At 70.7% G+C, this 18,208-nt stretch carries 15 protein-coding genes; 10 read left to right on the top strand and 5 right to left on the bottom strand.

From position 1 onward, the window contains the following. The first annotated feature begins 183 nt into the window (after positions 1 to 183). The 3 genes from ACFQ6S_RS09475 (at position 184) to ACFQ6S_RS09465 (ending at position 2,890) form a co-directional block, all read left to right on the top strand. On the top strand, positions 184 to 1,038 hold the full coding sequence (locus tag ACFQ6S_RS09475; protein WP_383405481.1) for an alpha/beta fold hydrolase: 855 nt from the start codon (positions 184 to 186) through the stop codon (positions 1,036 to 1,038). 79 nt (positions 1,039 to 1,117) lie between these two features. Next, on the top strand, positions 1,118 to 1,603 hold the full coding sequence (locus ACFQ6S_RS09470) for a cation:proton antiporter regulatory subunit (RefSeq protein ID WP_383405479.1): 486 nt from the start codon (positions 1,118 to 1,120) through the stop codon (positions 1,601 to 1,603). Between the two features lie 6 nt (positions 1,604 to 1,609). Next, positions 1,610 to 2,890: a cation:proton antiporter gene (locus ACFQ6S_RS09465; protein WP_383405477.1), complete on the top strand. Its 1,281-nt coding sequence runs from the start codon at positions 1,610 to 1,612 to the stop codon at positions 2,888 to 2,890. A 136-nt stretch (positions 2,891 to 3,026) separates the two neighbouring features. Here ACFQ6S_RS09465 and ACFQ6S_RS09460 read toward each other — a convergent pair whose 3' ends face one another. From ACFQ6S_RS09460 to ACFQ6S_RS09450, 3 genes are all read right to left on the bottom strand, one after another. Continuing rightward, positions 3,027 to 3,467 (bottom strand): hypothetical protein, encoded by a 441-nt coding sequence (locus tag ACFQ6S_RS09460; protein ID WP_383405476.1) that lies wholly within the window; start codon positions 3,465 to 3,467, stop codon positions 3,027 to 3,029. Positions 3,468 to 3,605: 138 nt separating this feature from the next. After that, the gene (locus tag ACFQ6S_RS09455) at positions 3,606 to 5,405 is read right to left on the bottom strand and encodes a sulfatase (RefSeq protein ID WP_383405474.1); all 1,800 of its coding nucleotides are present in this window, start codon (positions 5,403 to 5,405) and stop codon (positions 3,606 to 3,608) included. Between the two features lie 117 nt (positions 5,406 to 5,522). After that, the gene (locus ACFQ6S_RS09450) at positions 5,523 to 7,151 is read right to left on the bottom strand and encodes an acyl-CoA synthetase (RefSeq protein ID WP_383405472.1); all 1,629 of its coding nucleotides are present in this window, start codon (positions 7,149 to 7,151) and stop codon (positions 5,523 to 5,525) included. A gap of 166 nt (positions 7,152 to 7,317) precedes the next feature. Here ACFQ6S_RS09450 and ACFQ6S_RS09445 point away from each other — a divergent pair, with 166 nt between their 5' ends. The 7 genes from ACFQ6S_RS09445 to ACFQ6S_RS09415 all read left to right on the top strand — a co-directional run bounded on the left by ACFQ6S_RS09445 (position 7,318) and on the right by ACFQ6S_RS09415 (position 14,812). Next, a complete protein-coding gene (locus ACFQ6S_RS09445) occupies positions 7,318 to 8,118 on the top strand; it encodes a crotonase/enoyl-CoA hydratase family protein (protein WP_383405470.1) in 801 nt (266 codons plus the stop codon). Positions 8,119 to 8,165: 47 nt separating this feature from the next. Next, on the top strand, positions 8,166 to 9,122 hold the full coding sequence (locus ACFQ6S_RS09440; RefSeq protein WP_383405468.1) for a Zn-ribbon domain-containing OB-fold protein: 957 nt from the start codon (positions 8,166 to 8,168) through the stop codon (positions 9,120 to 9,122). Further along, positions 9,119 to 10,168 (top strand): thiolase domain-containing protein, encoded by a 1,050-nt coding sequence (locus ACFQ6S_RS09435; protein WP_383405466.1) that lies wholly within the window; start codon positions 9,119 to 9,121, stop codon positions 10,166 to 10,168. The genes ACFQ6S_RS09440 and ACFQ6S_RS09435 overlap by 4 nt, the downstream gene beginning before the upstream one ends. Beyond that, positions 10,165 to 11,331 (top strand): thiolase domain-containing protein, encoded by a 1,167-nt coding sequence (locus ACFQ6S_RS09430; RefSeq protein WP_383405464.1) that lies wholly within the window; start codon positions 10,165 to 10,167, stop codon positions 11,329 to 11,331. The genes ACFQ6S_RS09435 and ACFQ6S_RS09430 overlap by 4 nt, the downstream gene beginning before the upstream one ends. A gap of 118 nt (positions 11,332 to 11,449) precedes the next feature. After that, entirely contained in the window at positions 11,450 to 11,695 is a 246-nt protein-coding gene (locus ACFQ6S_RS09425) for a DUF397 domain-containing protein (RefSeq protein WP_383405462.1), read from the top strand. A 154-nt stretch (positions 11,696 to 11,849) separates the two neighbouring features. Beyond that, positions 11,850 to 12,347 carry a hypothetical protein gene (locus ACFQ6S_RS09420; protein WP_383405461.1) on the top strand — a complete coding sequence of 166 codons (498 nt, stop codon included), beginning with the start codon at positions 11,850 to 11,852 and terminating at the stop codon, positions 12,345 to 12,347. A gap of 230 nt (positions 12,348 to 12,577) precedes the next feature. After that, positions 12,578 to 14,812 carry a glycoside hydrolase N-terminal domain-containing protein gene (locus ACFQ6S_RS09415; protein ID WP_383405459.1) on the top strand — a complete coding sequence of 745 codons (2,235 nt, stop codon included), beginning with the start codon at positions 12,578 to 12,580 and terminating at the stop codon, positions 14,810 to 14,812. Here the strand turns inward: ACFQ6S_RS09415 and ACFQ6S_RS09410 are convergent. Together ACFQ6S_RS09410 and ACFQ6S_RS09405 are read right to left on the bottom strand one after the other, a co-directional pair. Beyond that, positions 14,790 to 16,715 carry an N-acetylmuramoyl-L-alanine amidase gene (locus ACFQ6S_RS09410; RefSeq protein ID WP_383406521.1) on the bottom strand — a complete coding sequence of 642 codons (1,926 nt, stop codon included), beginning with the start codon at positions 16,713 to 16,715 and terminating at the stop codon, positions 14,790 to 14,792. The genes ACFQ6S_RS09415 and ACFQ6S_RS09410 overlap by 23 nt on opposite strands. 291 nt (positions 16,716 to 17,006) lie before the next feature. After that, positions 17,007 to 18,140 carry an aminoglycoside phosphotransferase family protein gene (locus ACFQ6S_RS09405; RefSeq protein WP_383405457.1) on the bottom strand — a complete coding sequence of 378 codons (1,134 nt, stop codon included), beginning with the start codon at positions 18,138 to 18,140 and terminating at the stop codon, positions 17,007 to 17,009. Positions 18,141 to 18,208 lie beyond the last annotated feature (68 nt).

Genomic DNA, 18,208 nt, shown 5'->3' with positions numbered 1-18,208 from the left:
AACCGCGTCAATCCGGGCGACCGATCATTCGGTCCGGGTGTTGGGATCAGTAATCCAGGAGGTGGTTGATCGGGCAAGGGGGCAGGGCGCACTTTCTGCCGGTGAGGCTCGGGGTCACGGCGTTCGCGGGCCTGTGACCTGCCCCGTTGCGGGACGGGCGGGCCGACGGACAAGATCAGGACCATGCCGACCTTCCGCGCCTGCGACGGTACCGAGATCACCTACCACCTGCGGGGCGTGGGCGAACCGCTCGTCGTCCTGCCCGGCGGGCCGATGCGGGCCTCGGGCTACCTGGGAGACCTGGGCGGACTGTCGGCGCACCGGCAACTGGTGCTGCTCGACCTGCGCGGCACCGGGGGATCGGCCGTGCCCGCCGACCCGGCCACCTATCGCTGCGACCACCTGGTGGACGACGTCGAGATATTGCGCGACCACATAGGGCTGGACCACATGGATGTGCTCGCGCACTCGGCAGGCGGGAGCCTCGCCATGTTGTACGCCGCCCGGTATCCGCAGCGGGTGGCGCGGCTGGCGCTCGTGACCGCGACGCCATGGGCCCTGGGGACGCCGCCCACGGCCGAGGACCGCTTGGCCGCCGCTCGGTTGCGCGAGGGCGAGCCGTGGTTCGAGCAGGCGTTTCCGGCGTTCGAGACCTGGCTGGCCGGGGCCGGTGACTTCGACCCCGTGTTCGCGCCCTTCTTCTACGGGCGTTGGGACGACGCGGCCAAGGACCACGACGCGCGCGGCGACGACGAGACCAACGAAGAGGCGGCCGGCATCTACGGTTCCGACGGCGCCTACGACCCGCCCACGACGCGCTCCGAACTCTCCCGGCTCGCCGCCCCGGTACTCGTCCTCGCGGGCCAACTCGACGGAGCACCCGCCCCCGAACTCGCCCGCCGCACCGCGGACGTCTTCACGAACGCCGAGTTCGCCGTGCAGCCCGGCGCCGGGCACTTCCCATGGCTCGACGACGCGGAATGGTTCGTACGGCGTGTCCGCGCCTTCCTGGACGGGAGTGGCCGACGGGCGGGCTGAGTTCGGCCCGGATACCCATGGGTCGTTAAAGTTTCGTCAAAGAGTGCTGGACGAGACACCTGAACGAGGGGGGACAGCTATGGGCGCGCCACGCCTGAGCAGTACGCCGTTGCCCGGCATCGGAGTCCGCTACGACCTCACCACCCGCGAACAACGCCGCCTGTCCGTGGTCGCCCACCGGGACGGCTCGCGGACGCTGAGCGCCTACCGCCAGGACGATCCCGACGCGTGCGCGCTGTCGGTGAGGCTCAGTTCCGCCGAAGCGACCACACTGATCGACGCGTTGATGCCGGCGCACCACAGCCCGAACCTGCTGTCCACCACCGAACTGGGCCTCGTCGCCGAGCGCGTCGAGCTGTCCGCCACCTCGCACTGGAACGGACGGCTGCTGGGGGAGACCCGGATGCGCACCGAGACCGGCGTGTCCATCGTGGCCGTCCTGCGCCGCGCAGAGGCCATCCCGTCTCCCGCCCCGGACTTCCGGCTGGCCGGCGGGGACACCCTGATCGTGATCGGCACGCGCGAGGGCGTCGATTCGGCCGCCGAGATACTCGGGCGGGTGTGAGCCGCGATGCACTCCTCCGCGGTCTTCCTCATCGAGTTCGGCGCGATCATCCTCGGTCTGGGACTGCTGGGCCGGTTCGCCGGGCGGTTCCAGTTCTCGCCGATACCCCTCTATCTGCTGGCCGGGCTCGCCTTCGGCGAGGGCGGACTTCTTCCGCTGGGCACCAGCGAGGAGTTCGTCGCCATCGGCGCCGAGATCGGGGTCATCCTGCTGCTGCTGATGCTCGGCCTCGAGTACACGGCCAGCGACCTCGTCTCCAACCTCAAGACGCAGTACCCGGCCGGACTGGTCGACGCCGCGCTCAACGCGCTGCCGGGCGCCGCCATGGCCCTGCTGCTCGGCTGGGGCCCGGTCGCCGCCGTCGTACTGGCGGGCGTCACCTGGATATCGTCGTCCGGCGTCATCGCGAAGGTCCTCGGCGACCTCGGACGGCTCGGCAACCGCGAGACCCCCGTCGTGCTGAGCATCCTCGTCCTCGAGGACCTCTCCATGGCCGTCTACCTGCCGATCGTCACCGCCCTGCTGGCCGGCGCCGGTCTCGCGGCGGGCAGTGTCACCCTCGCCATCGCGCTCGGCGTCGCCGGGCTGGTCCTCCTCCTCGCGGTCCGCTACGGCCGCCACATCTCGCGGTTCGTCTCCAGCGACGACCCCGAGAAGCTGCTGCTGGTCGTGCTGGGGCTGACCCTGGTCGTGGCCGGGGTCGCCCAGCAGCTCCAGGTATCGGCCGCCGTCGGCGCGTTCCTGGTCGGCATCGCGCTCTCCGGCGAGGTGGCGGAAGGTGCGCACAACCTGCTGGCGCCGCTGCGGGACCTGTTCGCCGCGGTGTTCTTCGTCTTCTTCGGGCTGCACACCGATCCCGCGAGCATCCCCCCGGTCCTGCTGCCCGCGCTCGCCCTGGCCGTCGTCACGGCGTTCACCAAGATCGCCACGGGCTACTGGGCGGCCAAGCGGGCCGGTATCTCAGCCAAGGGCCGCTGGCGGGCCGGTGGAACGCTGGTCGCCCGCGGCGAGTTCTCCATCGTCATCGCCGGGCTCGCCGTCACCGCGGGCATCGAGCCGTCCCTGGGCCCGCTGGCCACCGCCTACGTACTGATCCTGGTCATCGTGGGCCCGCTCACCGCCCGCTACACCGAACCGCTGGCGACGCTGCTGACGCGGCGGCGTGCGGGTGGGGCCGCGTCGACGGGCGTCGCGGCCGTCGAGAGCGGGAGCGAGACCCTGGCCGAGCCGGCGGCGGACGCGGCGTACGACACGGTGGACGGTCGGGACGTGCTCGGCCGGTCCTGAGCGGGGGTGCACAGGATGCCCGTTACGGCCGGGAGTTGAGGCTCCCGGCCGTACGCATGTCAGTGCGCCAGCGGCAGCCGTTCGCCCATCACCGCGGCAACCGCACACATGACGACGCGCCGAGGCGCTTACACGGTCAGCGGTTGAGCCGGCGCCGGTACACCACGAAACCGGCGGTCAGCGCCAGCGCGCCCACGGCCAGGCCGGCTCCCAGGGCCACTTCGAAGTCCGCCGGCCCCGAGCTGCCGCCCATCCCGCCCCTGACCCCCTGAGTGGGCAGGACCGAGCGCGTGGGAAGGGGGGACAGCGTGGGAATGGGCGACTGCGTGGGGAAGGACGAGACGAAGCCGCCGCGATGGGGCAGGACCTCACAGGCGACACCGTCGTCCGCGCCGTGGTCCCGGTCCAGACGGTTGGGGTCGCCGGGGTCTCGGTTGAACTCCGCCTGTGCGTCTTCCTGGAAGGTGAAGTCGCGGCAGTCCAGGTCGTCCCCGGCGGGTGCCGCGTGGGCCGCCGGGCCGGTGAGGACGAGAACGGTGATCGCGGTCGTGCATATCGCATGGACGCGTCGGTTCACGGGTGCGCCTTTCGGTCCTGAGGTCACTGGGGCCCCTCGTTGCGACCGTAGTTACGCCACCCGTGCGCCGTCGCGTGCTGCTACGCCGGACGGGCCTCGCCATCCGCGCGACACCCGAACGGCCCAGCCGTCCGCCGCTCAGTCCCCTTGTGGCCCGTACGCCGTCATGAAGCGGTCCCGGAAGCGGTCCATGCCCCAGGTGGGGGCGTTCTCGGCGGGCTTGAGGCCGTCGGTCCAGTGCCAGTCGGCGATCCGGTCGAGGACCTTCGGGTCACGGGCGACGATCGTGACCGGGACGTCCTTGCTGGTGCTGCCGGCGGTGACCGTGGGGACCGGCTGGTGGTCGCCGAGGAAGACCAGGACCGTGTCGTCGGTGCCGTAGCGTTCGACCCACTCGGTGAGGCTGTGCAGCGAGTACTCGATGGCGCGGCGGTACTCGGTGCGCACGCGCTCCGGGTCCTGCCAGACCTCCTTGGGGTCGGTCCCCTCCTTCTTGATCCCGTGGAAGACCGAGCCGTCGCCGAGGTCGTCCCAGTCGATCATGCGGGCGATGGGGGACCAAGGATTGTGGCTGGAGGCCAGGATGATCTCCGCCATGATCGGCTTGCGGTCCTTCTTGCCGTGCTCAAGGCGCTGGAAGGCCTCCAGGCTGAACTGGTCCGGCACGGGCGTCCAGCTGAAATACGGGCCTTGGTAGCCCAGGTGCTCGGAGTCGTAGATGTGGTCGAGCGCGAAGAACCTGCCCTCCGGCCAGGCCCGCCGCACCCCCGGCACGACGCCTACCGTGCGCCACGCGCCCGTCTTGCGGAAGTAGCTGTTCAGTGTGGCGCGGTCGCTGGTCGTCAGACTCCGGTACCGCTGCTGGTTCTTGATCCAGAGACCGGAGAGGAACGTGGAGTGGGCGAGCCAGCTGCCCGCACCCGTCACCGGTGACTTCAGCCAGGCGCTGCGCGACTCGAACCCGGCCGCCTTGAGCGAGCTCGTCCCCTCCTTGAGCGCCGCGTCGATCTGCGGCGCCATCGCGGGGTCGTCGATCGCGACCCGGCCGTAGCTCTCGATGAACGTGAACAGCACGTCCTTGCCGCGCAGCCCCGTCAGCAGCTGGTCCGGCGGCGTCTTCGCGAAGGCGTCGACGGCAGCCTGCTTCTCGAAGATCCGCCCGTCCTTGAGGCCCGCCCGCACCTGGTCGACGCGATTGTTCACGAACTCGGCGTTGCCCTTGGTGGCCAGCGGGACTCCGCCGACCTGGATGCCCAGGGTCATGGACGTGATCCACGCGGTGCCGAGGATCAGCGTCGTGCGGGTGGCGACCTGGCGATGGCCGACCATCAGGTTCGTCACGCGGACCATCGCCAGCGTCATCAGGACGAGCACCGCGACGAACAGGACGATGACCCCGGCCATGGCCAGCACCTGTCCGGTACGACCGAAGGACTCCCGGACGAACTCCGCCGCGTCGTCCAGCAGGATCCAGTCCAGGACCAGGTCGAAGGGACGGGCCAGCACCGAGTAGAAGCCCATGTCGACGAACTTCAGGACGGTGAGCAGTCCGAGGAGCGCACCCGAGGCCACCGCCAGCAGCCGCCGGGAGCGCGGAGGCACCGCCAGCAGCAGTCCGGTGAGCAGGATTCCCTCGGCCGGGAGGCGGAAGAACGCCTCCGGACCGAGCCGTTCGAGACGGTTGGGCACGAGAAGCGCGAAGAGCAGCAGCGCGCCGGCCAGAACGGTCGTGCCCACGGTGACGCCGCGTGCCGTACGGGGATAGCGGCGCCGCCAGTCGAACCAGCCGTACGGACCCGACCCGCCGATCTTGCGGATCCAGCCGAACCTGCCCGGGGGTGCACTGTCGGAGGAGGGTTTCTGGGTGCGGCTCTCTTCGGTTTCCTCCCCGCTCTCAGCGGTGTCCAGCGGCTGACGAGAGCGAGTGAAGAGCGACACCCGAGCGGTCCTTCCGTGCGGTCGTGCGATGGCATGGCAAACAGCGGCCGATGACCTGGCCTGCCACCATCAGTACGACCGTACGTCACCTCACGTTCAACCAGACCTGTGCGGGATTCACCGATCCTCCGCCACGGCCACCTCACGCGCCCACCGGTAGTCGGCCTTGCCGCTGGGCGAACGCCGGATCGCGTCCGTGACCACCAGCTGGCGAGGGATCTTGTAGCCGGCCAGGTGGGAACGGCAGTGCGTCTGGATGTCGGCCAGCGACGGCCGGACCGCGCCGGCGCGCAGCTGCACCACCGCCGCCACGTGATGCCCCCACTTCGCGTCCGGCACCCCTGCCACGAGCGCGTCGTAGACATCGGGGTGGGACTTGAGCGCCTGCTCGACCTCCTCGGGGTACACCTTCTCGCCCCCGGTGTTGATGCACTGCGAGCCGCGCCCCAGCACGGTGACGACGCCGTCCTCGTCGACCGTGGCCATGTCGCCCAGCAGCACCCACCGCTCGCCGTTCCGCTCGAAGAAGGTCTCGGCGGTCTTCCCCTGGTCGTTGTAGTAGCCGAGCGGCACATGGCCGCACTGGGCGACCCGGCCCACCTCGCCCACGGCGACCGGCTCGTGGGTGGCCGGATCGACCACCTGCGTACGGGCGTTGACGCGGATGCGGAAGCCGCGCTCGGGCCCGGAGTCCTCGGTCGCCGTTCCGTTGAAGCCGGATTCCGAGGAGCCGAAGTTGTTCAGCAGCATCACGTTCGGGACGAGCTCCTGGAACTGCCGGCGCACCGTGTCCGACATGATCGCCCCGGACGACGACACGCTGAACATCGACGAGCAGTCCGTGCCCTTCATGGGGCCGCTCAGCGCGTCGACCAGCGGTCGCAGCATCGCGTCGCCCACCAGCGACACGCTGGTGACCTTCTCCTTCTCGATCGTCCGCAGGACGTCCTCGGGGGAGAACTTGCGGTGGATCACGATGCGCTGGCCGAAGTTGAAGCCGATGAACGCGGTCAGCGTGGACGTTCCGTGCATCAGCGGAGCGGTGGGGAAGAAGGTGATCCCGTCGCCGCCCGCCGCCACCCGCTCGGCGAGCTCCTCCGGCTTCTGCACCGGCTCGCCCGTCGGCGCGCCGCCGCCCAGCCCCGAGAAGAACAGGTCCTCCTGGCGCCACATCACGCCCTTGGGCATCCCGGTGGTGCCGCCGGTGTAGATGATGAACTGGTCGTCCCCGGACCGCGCCGGGAACCCCCGCTCGGGCGACCCGGCCGCCTCGGCGTCCGCGAAGGACACGGCCGGCACGACCGGCGCGTCGGTCGCACCCGGCGCCACACTGCCCACCCGTACCAGATGCCGTAGCCCGTCCACCCGAGGCAGCGCCGCCGCCACCCGGTCCGTGAACTCCGCCTCGAAGACCAGGGCCACCAGATCGGCGTCCCGGTACAGATACACCAACTCCTCTTCGACATAACGGTAGTTGACGTTGACGGGGACGATCCGCGCCTTCAGGCAGCCCAGCACCGTCTGCAGGTACTCGATGCCGTTGTAGAGGTGCAGCCCCAGGTGCTCACCGGGACGTATCCCGCCATCGAGCAGATGATGCGCGATCCGGTTGGCCGCCGTGTCCAGCTCGGCGTACGTCAGGCGGCGTTCCGCACCCGTACCCGGATGGTCGACGTACACCAGCGCCTCGCGGTCGGGAACCGCGTCGACGACCGACTCGAACAGGTCGGCAAGGTTGTACTCCACCGTTCCTCCCGCCCTCGCACTCCACCGGCTGCCGGTCATCAGAGCAAAGGGCGGCACAACTGTGAAGGGTCCGCGCACAAGAAATCTGACTACCTGTCAGAAAACCCTTGAAGTGCCTCGACGCCTCCTGCAACCTGTTCTCGTTCTTTCAGAGGGGAGAAGGGCCATGGGTGGGACGGAACACCTCACGGTGCGGCGCGAAGGCGCCACACTGGTGCTCACGCTCAACAGGCCGGAGGCCAAGAACGCGCTCTCGTTGCCCATGCTCGTCGGCCTGTACGACGGCTGGCTCGAGGCCGACGCCGACGACACGGTGCGCTCGATCGTGTTCACCGGCGCGGGCGACTCGTTCTGCGCGGGCATGGATCTCAAGGCCCTGGCCGGCCAGGGCATGACGGGCGAGCAGTACCGCGACCGGCTGAAGGCCGACCCGGATCTGCACTGGAAGGCGATGCTGCGCCACCACCGCCCCCGCAAGCCGGTGATCGCCGCCGTCGAGGGGTACTGCGTCGCGGGCGGCACCGAGATGCTCCAGGGCACCGACATCCGGGTCGCGGGCGAGTCGGCCACCTTCGGGCTCTTCGAAGTGAAGCGCGGCCTGTTCCCGATCGGCGGCTCCACGGTCCGGCTGCAACGGCAGATCCCGCGCACCCACGCCCTGGAGATGCTGCTGACCGGCCGCCCGTACAGCGCCCAGGAGGCCGCCGACATCGGCCTGATCGGCCATGTCGTCCCCGACGGCATGGCACTGGACAAGGCCCTGGCCATCGCCGAACAGATCAACGCCTGTGGCCCGCTGGCCGTCGAGGCCGTCAAGGCGTCCGTCTACGACACGGCCGAGATGACCGAGACCGACGGCCTCGCCGCCGAACTCAAGCGCGGCTGGCCGGTCTTCGACACCGCGGACGCCAAGGAGGGCGCCCGCGCCTTCGCGGAGAAGCGCCCGCCCGTCTACAAGCGAGCCTGACCGCCGTGGCCGGCCCGTGCGTCCAACCTCCAAAGGAGATCAGCGGGATGCCCGAAGTTCTCAAAGCGCCGCTCGTCGTCGAGTTCCCCTTCACCCGCTCGCTCGGTCCCGTGCAGAGCGCCTTCCTCACCGGACTGCGTGAGCGGGTCGTGCTCGGGGTGCGCACGGGCGACGGCCGTACGCTGGTCCCACCCGTCGAGTACGACCCCGTCACGGCCGAGGAGATCCGCGAGCTGGTCGAGGTCGCCCCCACCGGCACGGTCACCACCTGGGCCTGGAACCACGCCCCGCGCCGCGACCAGCCCCTCGACACCCCCTTCGCCTGGGTCCTGGTCCGCCTCGACGGCGCCGACACCGCCCTCCTGCACGCTCTCGACGCCCCCGGCCCCGACGCCGTGCGCACCGGCATGCGCGTCCGCGTCCGCTGGGCCGAGGAACGCACCGGTGCCATCACGGACATCGCCTGCTTCGAGCCCTACGACGGCGGCCCGGACGACGGCGGCTCGGCCGAACCCGCGGATCACACCGGCGAGTTCGAGGACATGGTCACCGGCATCGTCGCCGCCGCCCGTCTCGACTACACCTACTCGCCCGGCCGCGCCCAGACCGCCTACATCAACGCTCTCGCCGAACAGCGCAACGTTGGCGAACGCTGCCCGTCCTGCCGCAAGGTGTACGTCCCGCCGAGGGGTGCGTGCCCCACATGTGGCCTGGCCACACAGGAACAGGTCGAGGTCGGTCCCAGCGGCACAGTCACCACCTTCTGCATCGTCAACATCAAGGCGAAGAACCTCGACATCGAGGTGCCGTACGTCTACGCCCACATCGCCCTCGACGGCGCCGACCTCGCCCTGCACGGCCGGATCGGCGGCATCCCCTACGACCAGGTGCGCATGGGCCTGCGTGTCGAACCGGTATGGACGGAGGGCGCCCGCTATCCCGACCACTACCGGCCCACGGGCGAGCCGGACGCGGACTACGACACCTACAGGGAGCTGCTGTGAACCGCGAGATCGCCGTCGTCGCCTTCGCCCAGACCGACCACCGGCGCACCAGCGCGGAGCTCTCCGAGGTGGAGATGCTCATGCCGGTTCTGCACGAGGTCCTGGCCCAGACCGCCCTGAAGACCGCCGACATCGGCTTCACCTGCTCCGGCTCCAGCGACTACCTCGCCGGCCGCGCCTTCTCCTTCACCCTCGCCCTCGACGGCGTCGGCGCCTGGCCGCCGATCTCCGAGTCGCACGTTGAGATGGACGGCGCGTGGGCGCTGTACGAGGCGTGGACCAAGCTGCTGACCGGGGACGCCGACACCGCCCTCGTCTACTCCTACGGCAAGTCCTCGCCCGGCCCCCTGCGCGACGTCCTCACCCGCCAGCTCGACCCCTACTACGTCGCCCCCCTCTGGCCCGACTCCGTCGCCCTGGCCGCCCTCCAGGCCCAGGCCCTCATCGACGCGGGCGACACGGACGAACCCGCGCTCGCCGCCGTCGCCGCCCGCAGCCGCGAAGAGGCCACCGCCAACTCCCATGCCCAGCTGCGGGGTTCGGTGCCCCACGGGGACTACGTCGTACGGCCGCTGCGGACCGGCGACTGCCCGCCCATCGGCGACGGGGCCGCCGCGGTGATCCTCGCGGCGGGGGAGCGGGCCCGCGAGCTGTGCGAACGGCCCGCCTGGATCCGCGGCATCGACCACCGCATCGAGGCACACGGTCTCGGCGTGCGCGACCTGACCGACTCGCCCTCGACCCGCCTGGCCGCCGAGAAGGCCGGCGCCTTCGAACGGCCCGTCGACACGGCCGAGTTGCACGCGCCCTTCACCTCGCAGGAGGTCGTCCTGCGCAAGGCGCTCAAGCTCGGGGACGGCGTGCGCGTGAACCCGTCGGGCGGAGCGCTCGCCGCCAACCCCGTCATGGCCGCCGGACTCATCCGCGTCGGAGAGGCCGCCGCCCGCATCCACCGGGTCGAGTCCGACCGTGCGCTCGCGCACGCCACGTCCGGTCCCTGTCTGCAACAGAATCTGGTCGCCGTACTCGAAGGGGATCCGCGATGAGCAAGGAGCCCGTGGCCGTCGTAGGCATCGGCCAGACCAAGCACGTCGCCGCGCGCCGGGACGTGTCGATCGCCGGGCTCGTCCGGGAGGCCGCCCGCGGCGCCCTCGACGACGCCGAGCTGACCTGGGCGGACATCGACGCCGTGGTCATCGGCAAGGCGCCCGACTTCTTCGAGGGCGTGATGATGCCGGAGCTGTATCTCGCCGACGCCCTCGGCGCGGTGGGCAAGCCGATGCTCCGGGTGCACACGGCCGGGTCGGTCGGCGGATCGACGGCCCTCGTCGCCGCCAACCTGGTCGCGGCCCGCGTGCACGGCACCGTGCTGACGCTCGCCTTCGAGAAGCAGTCCGAGTCGAACGCCATGTGGGGACTGTCCCTTCCGATCCCCTTCCAGCAGCCCCTGCTCGCGGGGGCGGGCGGGTTCTTCGCCCCGCACGTGCGTGCGTACATGCGGCGCAGCGGCGCGCCCGACACGGTCGGCTCGCTGGTGGCGTACAAGGACCGCCGCAACGCCCTGAAGAACCCCTTCGCACACCTCCACGAGCACGACATCACCCTGGAGAAGGTCCAGTCCTCGCCCATGCTGTGGGACCCGATCCGCTACTCGGAGACCTGCCCCTCCTCCGACGGCGCCTGCGCGATGATCCTCACCGACCGCGCGGGAGCCGCCCGTGCGCCCCGCCCGCCCGCCTGGATGCTCGGCGGCGCGATGCGCAGCGAGCCGACCATGTTCGCGGGCAAGGACTTCGTGTCGCCGCAGGCCGGTAAGGACTGCGCGGCCGATGTGTACCGGCAGGCGGGCATCGCCGATCCGCGCCGTGACATCGACGCCGTCGAGATGTACGTGCCGTTCTCCTGGTACGAGCCCATGTGGCTGGAGAACCTCGGCTTCGCCGCCGAGGGCGAGGGCTGGAAGCTCACCGAGTCCGGGGTGACCGAACTGGACGGCGACCTGCCCGTCAACATGTCGGGCGGAGTGCTGTCCACCAACCCCATCGGGGCCTCGGGCATGATCCGCTTCGCCGAAGCGGCACTTCAGGTGCGCGGACAGGCCGGGGAACACCAGGTGGAGGGCGCACGCAAGGCCCTCGGACACGCCTACGGCGGCGGATCGCAGTTCTTCTCGATGTGGCTCGTGGGCTCCGAGCCCCCGGACGCCTGAGAGCGCTCCCGGACCGTGTTGAAGGAGCCTTGGCAAAGGTCCCCCTCACGTGGCCTGTTGGCACCCGGAACCGATCGCTAGGCTGGCCGCGGACTACGAAATCGGGAGGAGCACGGACGTGGCCGAGAGCACCATCCAGCAGCAGCCGCGGCTCGCGGGCTGGGACAAGCCGGAGCTGGACCTCAGCAACGCCGATTGGCACTCGAGCAGCCGCGGCCTGGGCGATGTCCAGATCGCCTTTGTCGAGGGATTCATCGCGATGCGCAACAGCGGCAGCCCGGAGAGCCCTTCCCTGATCTTCACACCCGCCGAGTGGGGTGCGTTCGTGTCGGGTGCGCGGGAGGGCGAGTTCGACCTGACCTGACGAGACGAGGCGAACGGAGCCGAGCCGGCGGTCATCGCCGGCTCGGTCACCCCGCGCCCGCAGGTCACCGCACCCCTTGCCGAAGAGCGAGGGAGCAGTCGTCGAACGCCTGCCCTCACGTCACGTAACAGGCCCGGCCACGTACCATGGCGACATGTCGTTCCTCCGCCGCCGTAGCGCCACGCCCGCCGGGCCCGACTTCGACGTACTGGCCATGGACCCGGGTGACTGGCCCGGCAATCTGGGCGCCGGGCTGCTGCCCGCCCCCGACGGCAGCTGCCAGGGTGTCTTCCTGCGCTACGACCTCTTCGGCGGCCGCGGCCCGGCGATGATCATCGGCAATCTGCCCGAGGGCTCCCCGGCCCGGGAGATCGAGGAGGACGAGATCCCCTTCGAGGTCGGGCAGCTGCTGGTGGCCCTGGAGAACGACGAAGAGGTCACCGTCGTCGGCAGCGAGGACGTGCCCGTCATGCAGGGCGACAACCTCCTGATCGTGCGCCGCCTGAAGCTCTCCGAGAGCCGGATCTCCTGCGTGCAGTTCGACCGCAGTGACAACGTCCTGGTCACCATCGCCGCATGGGACCGCCCCATCACGGACGATCTTTACGCGCTTCTGAAGCCGCTCCCGGCGGAGCTCTTCCAGCAGGGCTGAATCGTCCCCCGCACGGCGCGAGCCGGACGAACCCCTTCTCGTCTTGTCATGACCCTTGTCGCAGAGTCATCGGATCTCTAGCGTCAGGGGTCATGTCGTATGAGCCGCACGGGATCACTCGAAGGACCACACTGAAGGCAGCGGTCGGAGGGGCAGGCGGGTTTGCTCTGAGTGCCGGGATCGCCGAGACTGCCGCTGCGGATTCCTCCGATGTGTCGGCGGAGTCGTCCGTGCTCTGGTACGCCGCCCCGGCGGCCGACTGGGAACGTGAAGCCCTGCCCATCGGCAACGGCGCGCTCGGCGCCATGGTGTTCGGCACTCTCGCCTCCGAACGGCTCCAGTTCAACGAGAAGACCCTCTGGACCGGCGGCCCCGGCTCCGCCCAGGGCTACGACCACGGCAACTGGCGCGCACCCCGCCCCGGCGCGATCACCGCCGTACAGGACGACCTCGACGCCTCGACCACCCTGGACCCCGAATCGGTGGCCGACCGGCTCGGCCAGCCGAGGATCGGCTACGGGGCCCACCAGACCTTCGGCGACCTCCACCTCGACCTGCCGGACGCGCCGACGACGCCCCCGGCGGACTACCGTCGCACGCTCGACCTCGACATCGGCGTCGCCTCCGTCGCCTACACCCACCAAGGCGTCCGTCACCAAAGGGACTTCTTCGCCTCCCACCCCGACGGAGTGATCGTGGGACGGCTCGGCGCCGACCGGCCCGCCGGCATCACCTTCACCCTCCGCCACACCTCGCCGCGCGCCGACTTCACCGCCACGGCAGCCGACGGCACCCTCACCGTGCGGGGCGCGCTCGACGACAACGGCCTCCGCTTCGAGGCACAGGTCCGGGTGCACGCTGAGGGCGGCACCGTGACCTCCGGAACCGACGGCACCGTCACCGTGACCGGGGCGGACAGCGCCTGGTTCGTCCTCGCCGCCGGCACAGACTACGCCGACACCTACCCCGACTACCGCGGCCCCGATCCGCATGCCGCCGTCAGCCGTGCCGTGCAAGGCGCGGGCGACCGCTACCGGACCCTGCTCGACCGCCACGTCCGCGATCACCGCGCTCTCTTCGGCCGAGTCGCCCTCGACATCGGCCAGTCTCTCCCCGCGGACATCCCCACCGGCCGGCTGCTGGCCGAGTACACCGCCGGGACCAGCGCCGCGGACCGCGCCCTGGAAGCGCTCTACTTCCAGTACGGCCGTTACCTGCTCATCGCCTCCTCACGCCCCGGCTCCCTGCCCGCCAACCTCCAGGGCGTCTGGAACAACAGCACCACGCCCCCGTGGTCCGCCGACTACCACACCAACATCAACATCCAGATGAACTACTGGCCCGCCGAGGCCGCCAACCTCGCCGAGACGACGGCGCCCTACGACCGTTTCGTCGAGGCCCTGCGCGCGCCCGGCCGCCGTACGGCACGCGAGATGTTCGGCTCACGCGGCTGGGTGGTGCACAACGAGACCAACCCGTACGGCTTCACCGGCGTCCACGACTGGGCGACCGCCTTCTGGTTCCCCGAGGCGGCGGCCTGGCTCACCCAACAGCTGTACGAGCACTACAGATTCGGCGGCTCGACCGACTATCTGCGCACCACCGCCTACCCGGTGATGAAGGAGGCCACCGAGTTCTGGCTCGACAACCTGCGCACCGACCCGCGGGACGGAACCCTCGTCGTCACCCCCAGCTACTCCCCCGAGCACGGCGACTTCACGGCCGGCGCGGCCATGTCGCAGCAGATCGTCCACGACCTGTTCACCAACACCCTCGAAGCGGCCCGGACCCTGGGCGACGCGCCCGACTTCCGGCGCAGGGTCGAAGCGGCGCTGGACCGGCTCGACCCCGGCCTGCGCATCGGCTCCTGGGGTCAACTCCAGGAGTGGAAGCAGGACTTGGACGACCCCGCCGACACACACCGCCATGTCTCGCACCTGTTCGCCCTGCACCCCGGACGGCAGATCGAACCCGGCAGCGCATGGGCCCAGGCTGCCAAGGTCTCCTTGACCGCACGCGGCGACGGCGGCACCGGCTGGTCCAAGGCCTGGAAAATCAACTTCTGGGCGCGGCTGCGCGACGGCGACCACGCGCACCGGATGCTCGGCGAACAGCTCAAGTCCTCGACCCTGCCCAACCTCTGGGACACCCACCCGCCGTTCCAGATCGACGGCAACTTCGGCGCCACCTCCGGCGTCGTGGAAATGCTGCTCCAGAGCCAGCACGACGTCATCGAGGTGCTGCCCGCCCTGCCGGCCGCATGGCCGACCGGCTCGGTACGCGGCCTGCGTGCCCGCGGCGGCGCCAGCGTCGACATCGAGTGGACGGACGGCAGGGCGACCCGTATCGCCGTGACCGCGTCACGCAGCCGCGAACTCACCCTACGCAGCGACCTGTTCGAGGCCGGTCAGCTCACCTTCAAGGCCGTGGCCGGGCGACGTCTCACCTGGGAGAGACAGGAGTAGCGTCCTCGGACCTCGAATGGATCACCCGCACATCCGCCGCCCGCACGAACCCCACGCGGTGGCCGAACTGGATCTCGTAGTAGAGATCCTTGCCGGTCACCACCCGGTGCGACTCATCGCCGAAGGTCACCGCGTAGTAGTACTCGCCCGGCACCTGGTCGCCCACCACATACCGCTGGCCGGCCGGCATGGTGTACGGCAGTGCGGACACGGTCTGAGCGGGTACGTTCGCAGGATAGGCGGAGGCCTCGGGGTAGGCGCGGCCGTACACCGGGACGCTCTGCACGCCGTCCTTCGGCGTCACCACCCGGCCTGCCGCGTTCACCGCGGTCCGGTGATGCCGGGTGTTCTTGAACCACGCCTTCTGGCCCAGGTACCAGATCGCCGTCCAGCCGCCCTTTTGCCCCGCGACCGCGTACTGCTGCCCGGTCGAGACCCGCGAGGACAGGTCGTTGACGCCCTTGGACGGGGTCGTGCCCAGCCCGATGTCCTTGATCAGCGGATACGACTCACCGGGCCCGGAGTACAGCCGTACAGCGCTCGAACCGTGGACCGCGCAGGGCTGGTCCGCGGACTCACAGCCCGTGTACTCGGGCCGGTTGGCCGCGTAGTCGGGGCGGATCGTCACCATGCCGCCGTGCGGGCCGCCCGAGGGCACGAAGGGGCGGCCGAGCAGCTCGAAGTAGTGCCGCCAGTCCCAGTACGGGCCCGGGTCGGTATGCATACCGCGGACCGTCGACGCGGTCGGGCCCGGCACGGTGTCGTGGCCCAGGATGTGCTGCCGGTCCAGCGGGATGTCGTACTTCCTCGCGAGATACCTCACCAGGCGTGCCGAGGACCGGTACATCGCCTCCGTGTACCAGGCGTCCGGCCGCGCCAGGAAGCCCTCGTGCTCCAGACCGATCGACTTGGCGTTGACGTACCAGTTGCCCGCGTGCCACGCCACGTCCTTGGCCTTCACATGCTGGGCGATGTGGCCGTCCGTGGAGCGCAGGGTGTATTGCCACGACACATAGGTCGGGTCCTGCACCATCTTGAGGACGCCGTCCCAGGCGCCCTCCGTGTCGTGGATGACGATGTAGTCGATGCCATGGGAGGCGGGACGCTCGCCCAGGTCGTGGTTGCCGTAGTCGCCGTCCCCGAACTCCTCGTACGGCGCCGGGATCCACTCGCAGGACACCGTCGGCGGGCACTCGGTCTCCGCCGCGTCGAGCGTGCGCAACCCCGCCCGCTGCAACTGCCGGGTATCGGGGGTCAGACCCGGCTGGGCCGCGAGGGACACCAGCTGGCCGCCGTCCGTCCGGCGCTCCTGGCCGGTGCGCAGCACGGCGTAGACGTCGTTCGCGTACGCCGTCGCCGTGGCGGTGTCGTCGGCGCCCGAGAAGCGGGCCACCGCGCCGTACCAGTCCGCCGGGTCGGAACTCAGGGGCTCGCCCAGCTCCTTCTGGGCGGCGGCGAGCAGCGCGGCGCCACCGGCCACGTTGGCGGCCGGGTCCGTACGCAACTGCCCGGGGTTCAGCCCGGTCAGTCCGGCCGCCTTCGGCAGCGTCGTGAGGCGGGCCGGGAACTCTGCGGGCTCCGGCAGCTTCGTCTTCGGGAGCAGCGCCGCGCGGGCGCTGTCACCGCGAGCGTCCTCCGAGCCGTCGCTGTGATGCGGGGTGGCCCCGGCGAGCGCGGTGCGGGCGTCGGTGAGGTGCATCGGGCCGTAGCCGCCGGTCACACTGGGCGCCCCGCCGTGCGAGTCCCATCGGGACTGGAGGTAGGAGACGCCGAGCAGGACGCTCTGCGGAACGTGGTACTCGGCGGCGGCGGAGGTGAAGGCCGACTGCAGGCCGCTCTCCGCGCCGCGGCCATCGGACGGGGCCGCGCCGAGCAACGGCAGCAGAAGTGTCGCGGCGGCCATGGTGGTGACGGATCCACGCAATGCAGCCTCCTGGGACGGTCGGGCTCGGTGAGCCGTGCGGGGCCGGGCGTGGGTCTGTGGTACCGGCTGTCCGACGATCCGTCAATCATGCCAAGGGGCCGAGGAATTCCCTTGTCAAGCGGGATTCCCGGGAGTTTCGGGCCGGCGGCCTCCTGGCCTGCGGGGCGTCAGTGGCGTATCCCAATGAGCCCTTCGACGGCTCACCCGAATGGGCCGCACACACGAAGGCCCGCGGTACGCCGCTGAGCGCACCGCGGACCACCGTCCCCGTCAGCGAGTGCCGACCGCCGCACGAACGGCCCGCCGGGCCAGCTGGCAGTCGTCGTGCAGCCGCCTCAGCAGCAGCCGCTGTTCCTCGCCGGACGGCGCAGCACCCGGGTGGGCCACTCCCGATGCCGCCGGGGTCACGTCGTGCATCGAACGCTGCACGGCCGTCTCGTAGGTACGGATCTCGCGGGTCAGTACGAGCATCAGGTTCACCAGGAACGCGTCCCGCGAGGCAGGACCCGCCGACTGGGCGATCTGGCTGATCTGCCGCCGGGCCACCGGTGCGTCCCCCAGCACCGACCACAGCGTCGCCAGGTCGTAGCCCGGCAGGTACCAGCCCGCGTGCTCCCAGTCCACCAGCACTGGACCGGCTGGTGAGAGCAGGATGTTCGACAGCAGTGCGTCGCCGTGGCAGAACTGGCCCATGCCCTGGCGGCCCGCGATGCCGTGCAGCAGTTTCTGCAGATCGCCCATGTCCCGGTCGGTGAGCAGTCCCAGCTCGTGGTACCGGGAGATGCGGGCGGCGTACTCCAGCGGCGCGTCGAACGTGCCCGCGGGGGGCCGCCACGCGTTGAGCCGGCAGATCGCGCCGAGTGCCGCCCTGATGTCCGCCCGCGGCGGCACCTCTAGGGGGTGCCGCTGAAGGGCCGCCACCCGGCCCGGCATCCGCTCGATGACGAGGGTGCAGTTGTCCGGATCCGCCGCGATCAGTCTCGGCACACGCACCGGGGGGCGGTGCCGGACGAACGAGCGGTATGCCGCTATTTCGTGCCGGATTCGTTCGGCCCAGGAGGGCGAGTGGTCCAGTAAACACTTGGCGACGGCCGTGCTGCGCCCGGTCGTGCCGACCAGGAGCACGGATCGCCCGCTGCTGCGCAGGACCTGGACCGGGGCGAACTCCGGGCAGATCCGGTGCACCGACGCGATCGCGGTACGCAACTGGGCGCCCTGGGGGCCGGACAAGTCGAGTCTCCCGCTGAGCGGTTGGGTGCCGAGCCCCGCGGCGCGCAGCGGCCGGCCCGCGCCGAGCACGGGGGCCGCCGCCGGCCGCGCGGGGGCGAGGTAGGGGCCGCCGCCCGCCGGGCGGGCTCGAAGCGACCGGGGCGGGGCGGACACGGAGGACGATGCTGCGTACATGGGAGAAACAGATCCCTTCGTGTGCCTGCGACGTCAAAGCGCTGCCCGATCCGGCCGCCCGGGTGCAC

The sequence above is a fragment of the Streptomyces sp. NPDC056479 genome (genome assembly GCF_042795335.1).
Lineage (GTDB): Bacteria > Actinomycetota > Actinomycetes > Streptomycetales > Streptomycetaceae > Streptomyces.
Note: the sequence above shows the minus strand (reverse complement) of the source record. Positions and strands in the feature narration are given on the sequence as shown.

Coding starts and splice junctions, on each gene's coding strand:
- ACFQ6S_RS09445 (WP_383405470.1), top strand. CDS start 7,318: ATGGGTGGGACGGAACACCTCACGGTGCGGCGCGAAGGCGCCACACTG.
- ACFQ6S_RS09440 (WP_383405468.1), top strand. CDS start 8,166: ATGCCCGAAGTTCTCAAAGCGCCGCTCGTCGTCGAGTTCCCCTTCACC.
- ACFQ6S_RS09430 (WP_383405464.1), top strand. CDS start 10,165: ATGAGCAAGGAGCCCGTGGCCGTCGTAGGCATCGGCCAGACCAAGCAC.
- ACFQ6S_RS09470 (WP_383405479.1), top strand. CDS start 1,118: ATGGGCGCGCCACGCCTGAGCAGTACGCCGTTGCCCGGCATCGGAGTC.
- ACFQ6S_RS09420 (WP_383405461.1), top strand. CDS start 11,850: ATGTCGTTCCTCCGCCGCCGTAGCGCCACGCCCGCCGGGCCCGACTTC.
- ACFQ6S_RS09475 (WP_383405481.1), top strand. CDS start 184: ATGCCGACCTTCCGCGCCTGCGACGGTACCGAGATCACCTACCACCTG.
- ACFQ6S_RS09405 (WP_383405457.1), bottom strand. CDS start 18,140: ATGTACGCAGCATCGTCCTCCGTGTCCGCCCCGCCCCGGTCGCTTCGA.
- ACFQ6S_RS09465 (WP_383405477.1), top strand. CDS start 1,610: ATGCACTCCTCCGCGGTCTTCCTCATCGAGTTCGGCGCGATCATCCTC.
- ACFQ6S_RS09410 (WP_383406521.1), bottom strand. CDS start 16,715: ATGGCCGCCGCGACACTTCTGCTGCCGTTGCTCGGCGCGGCCCCGTCC.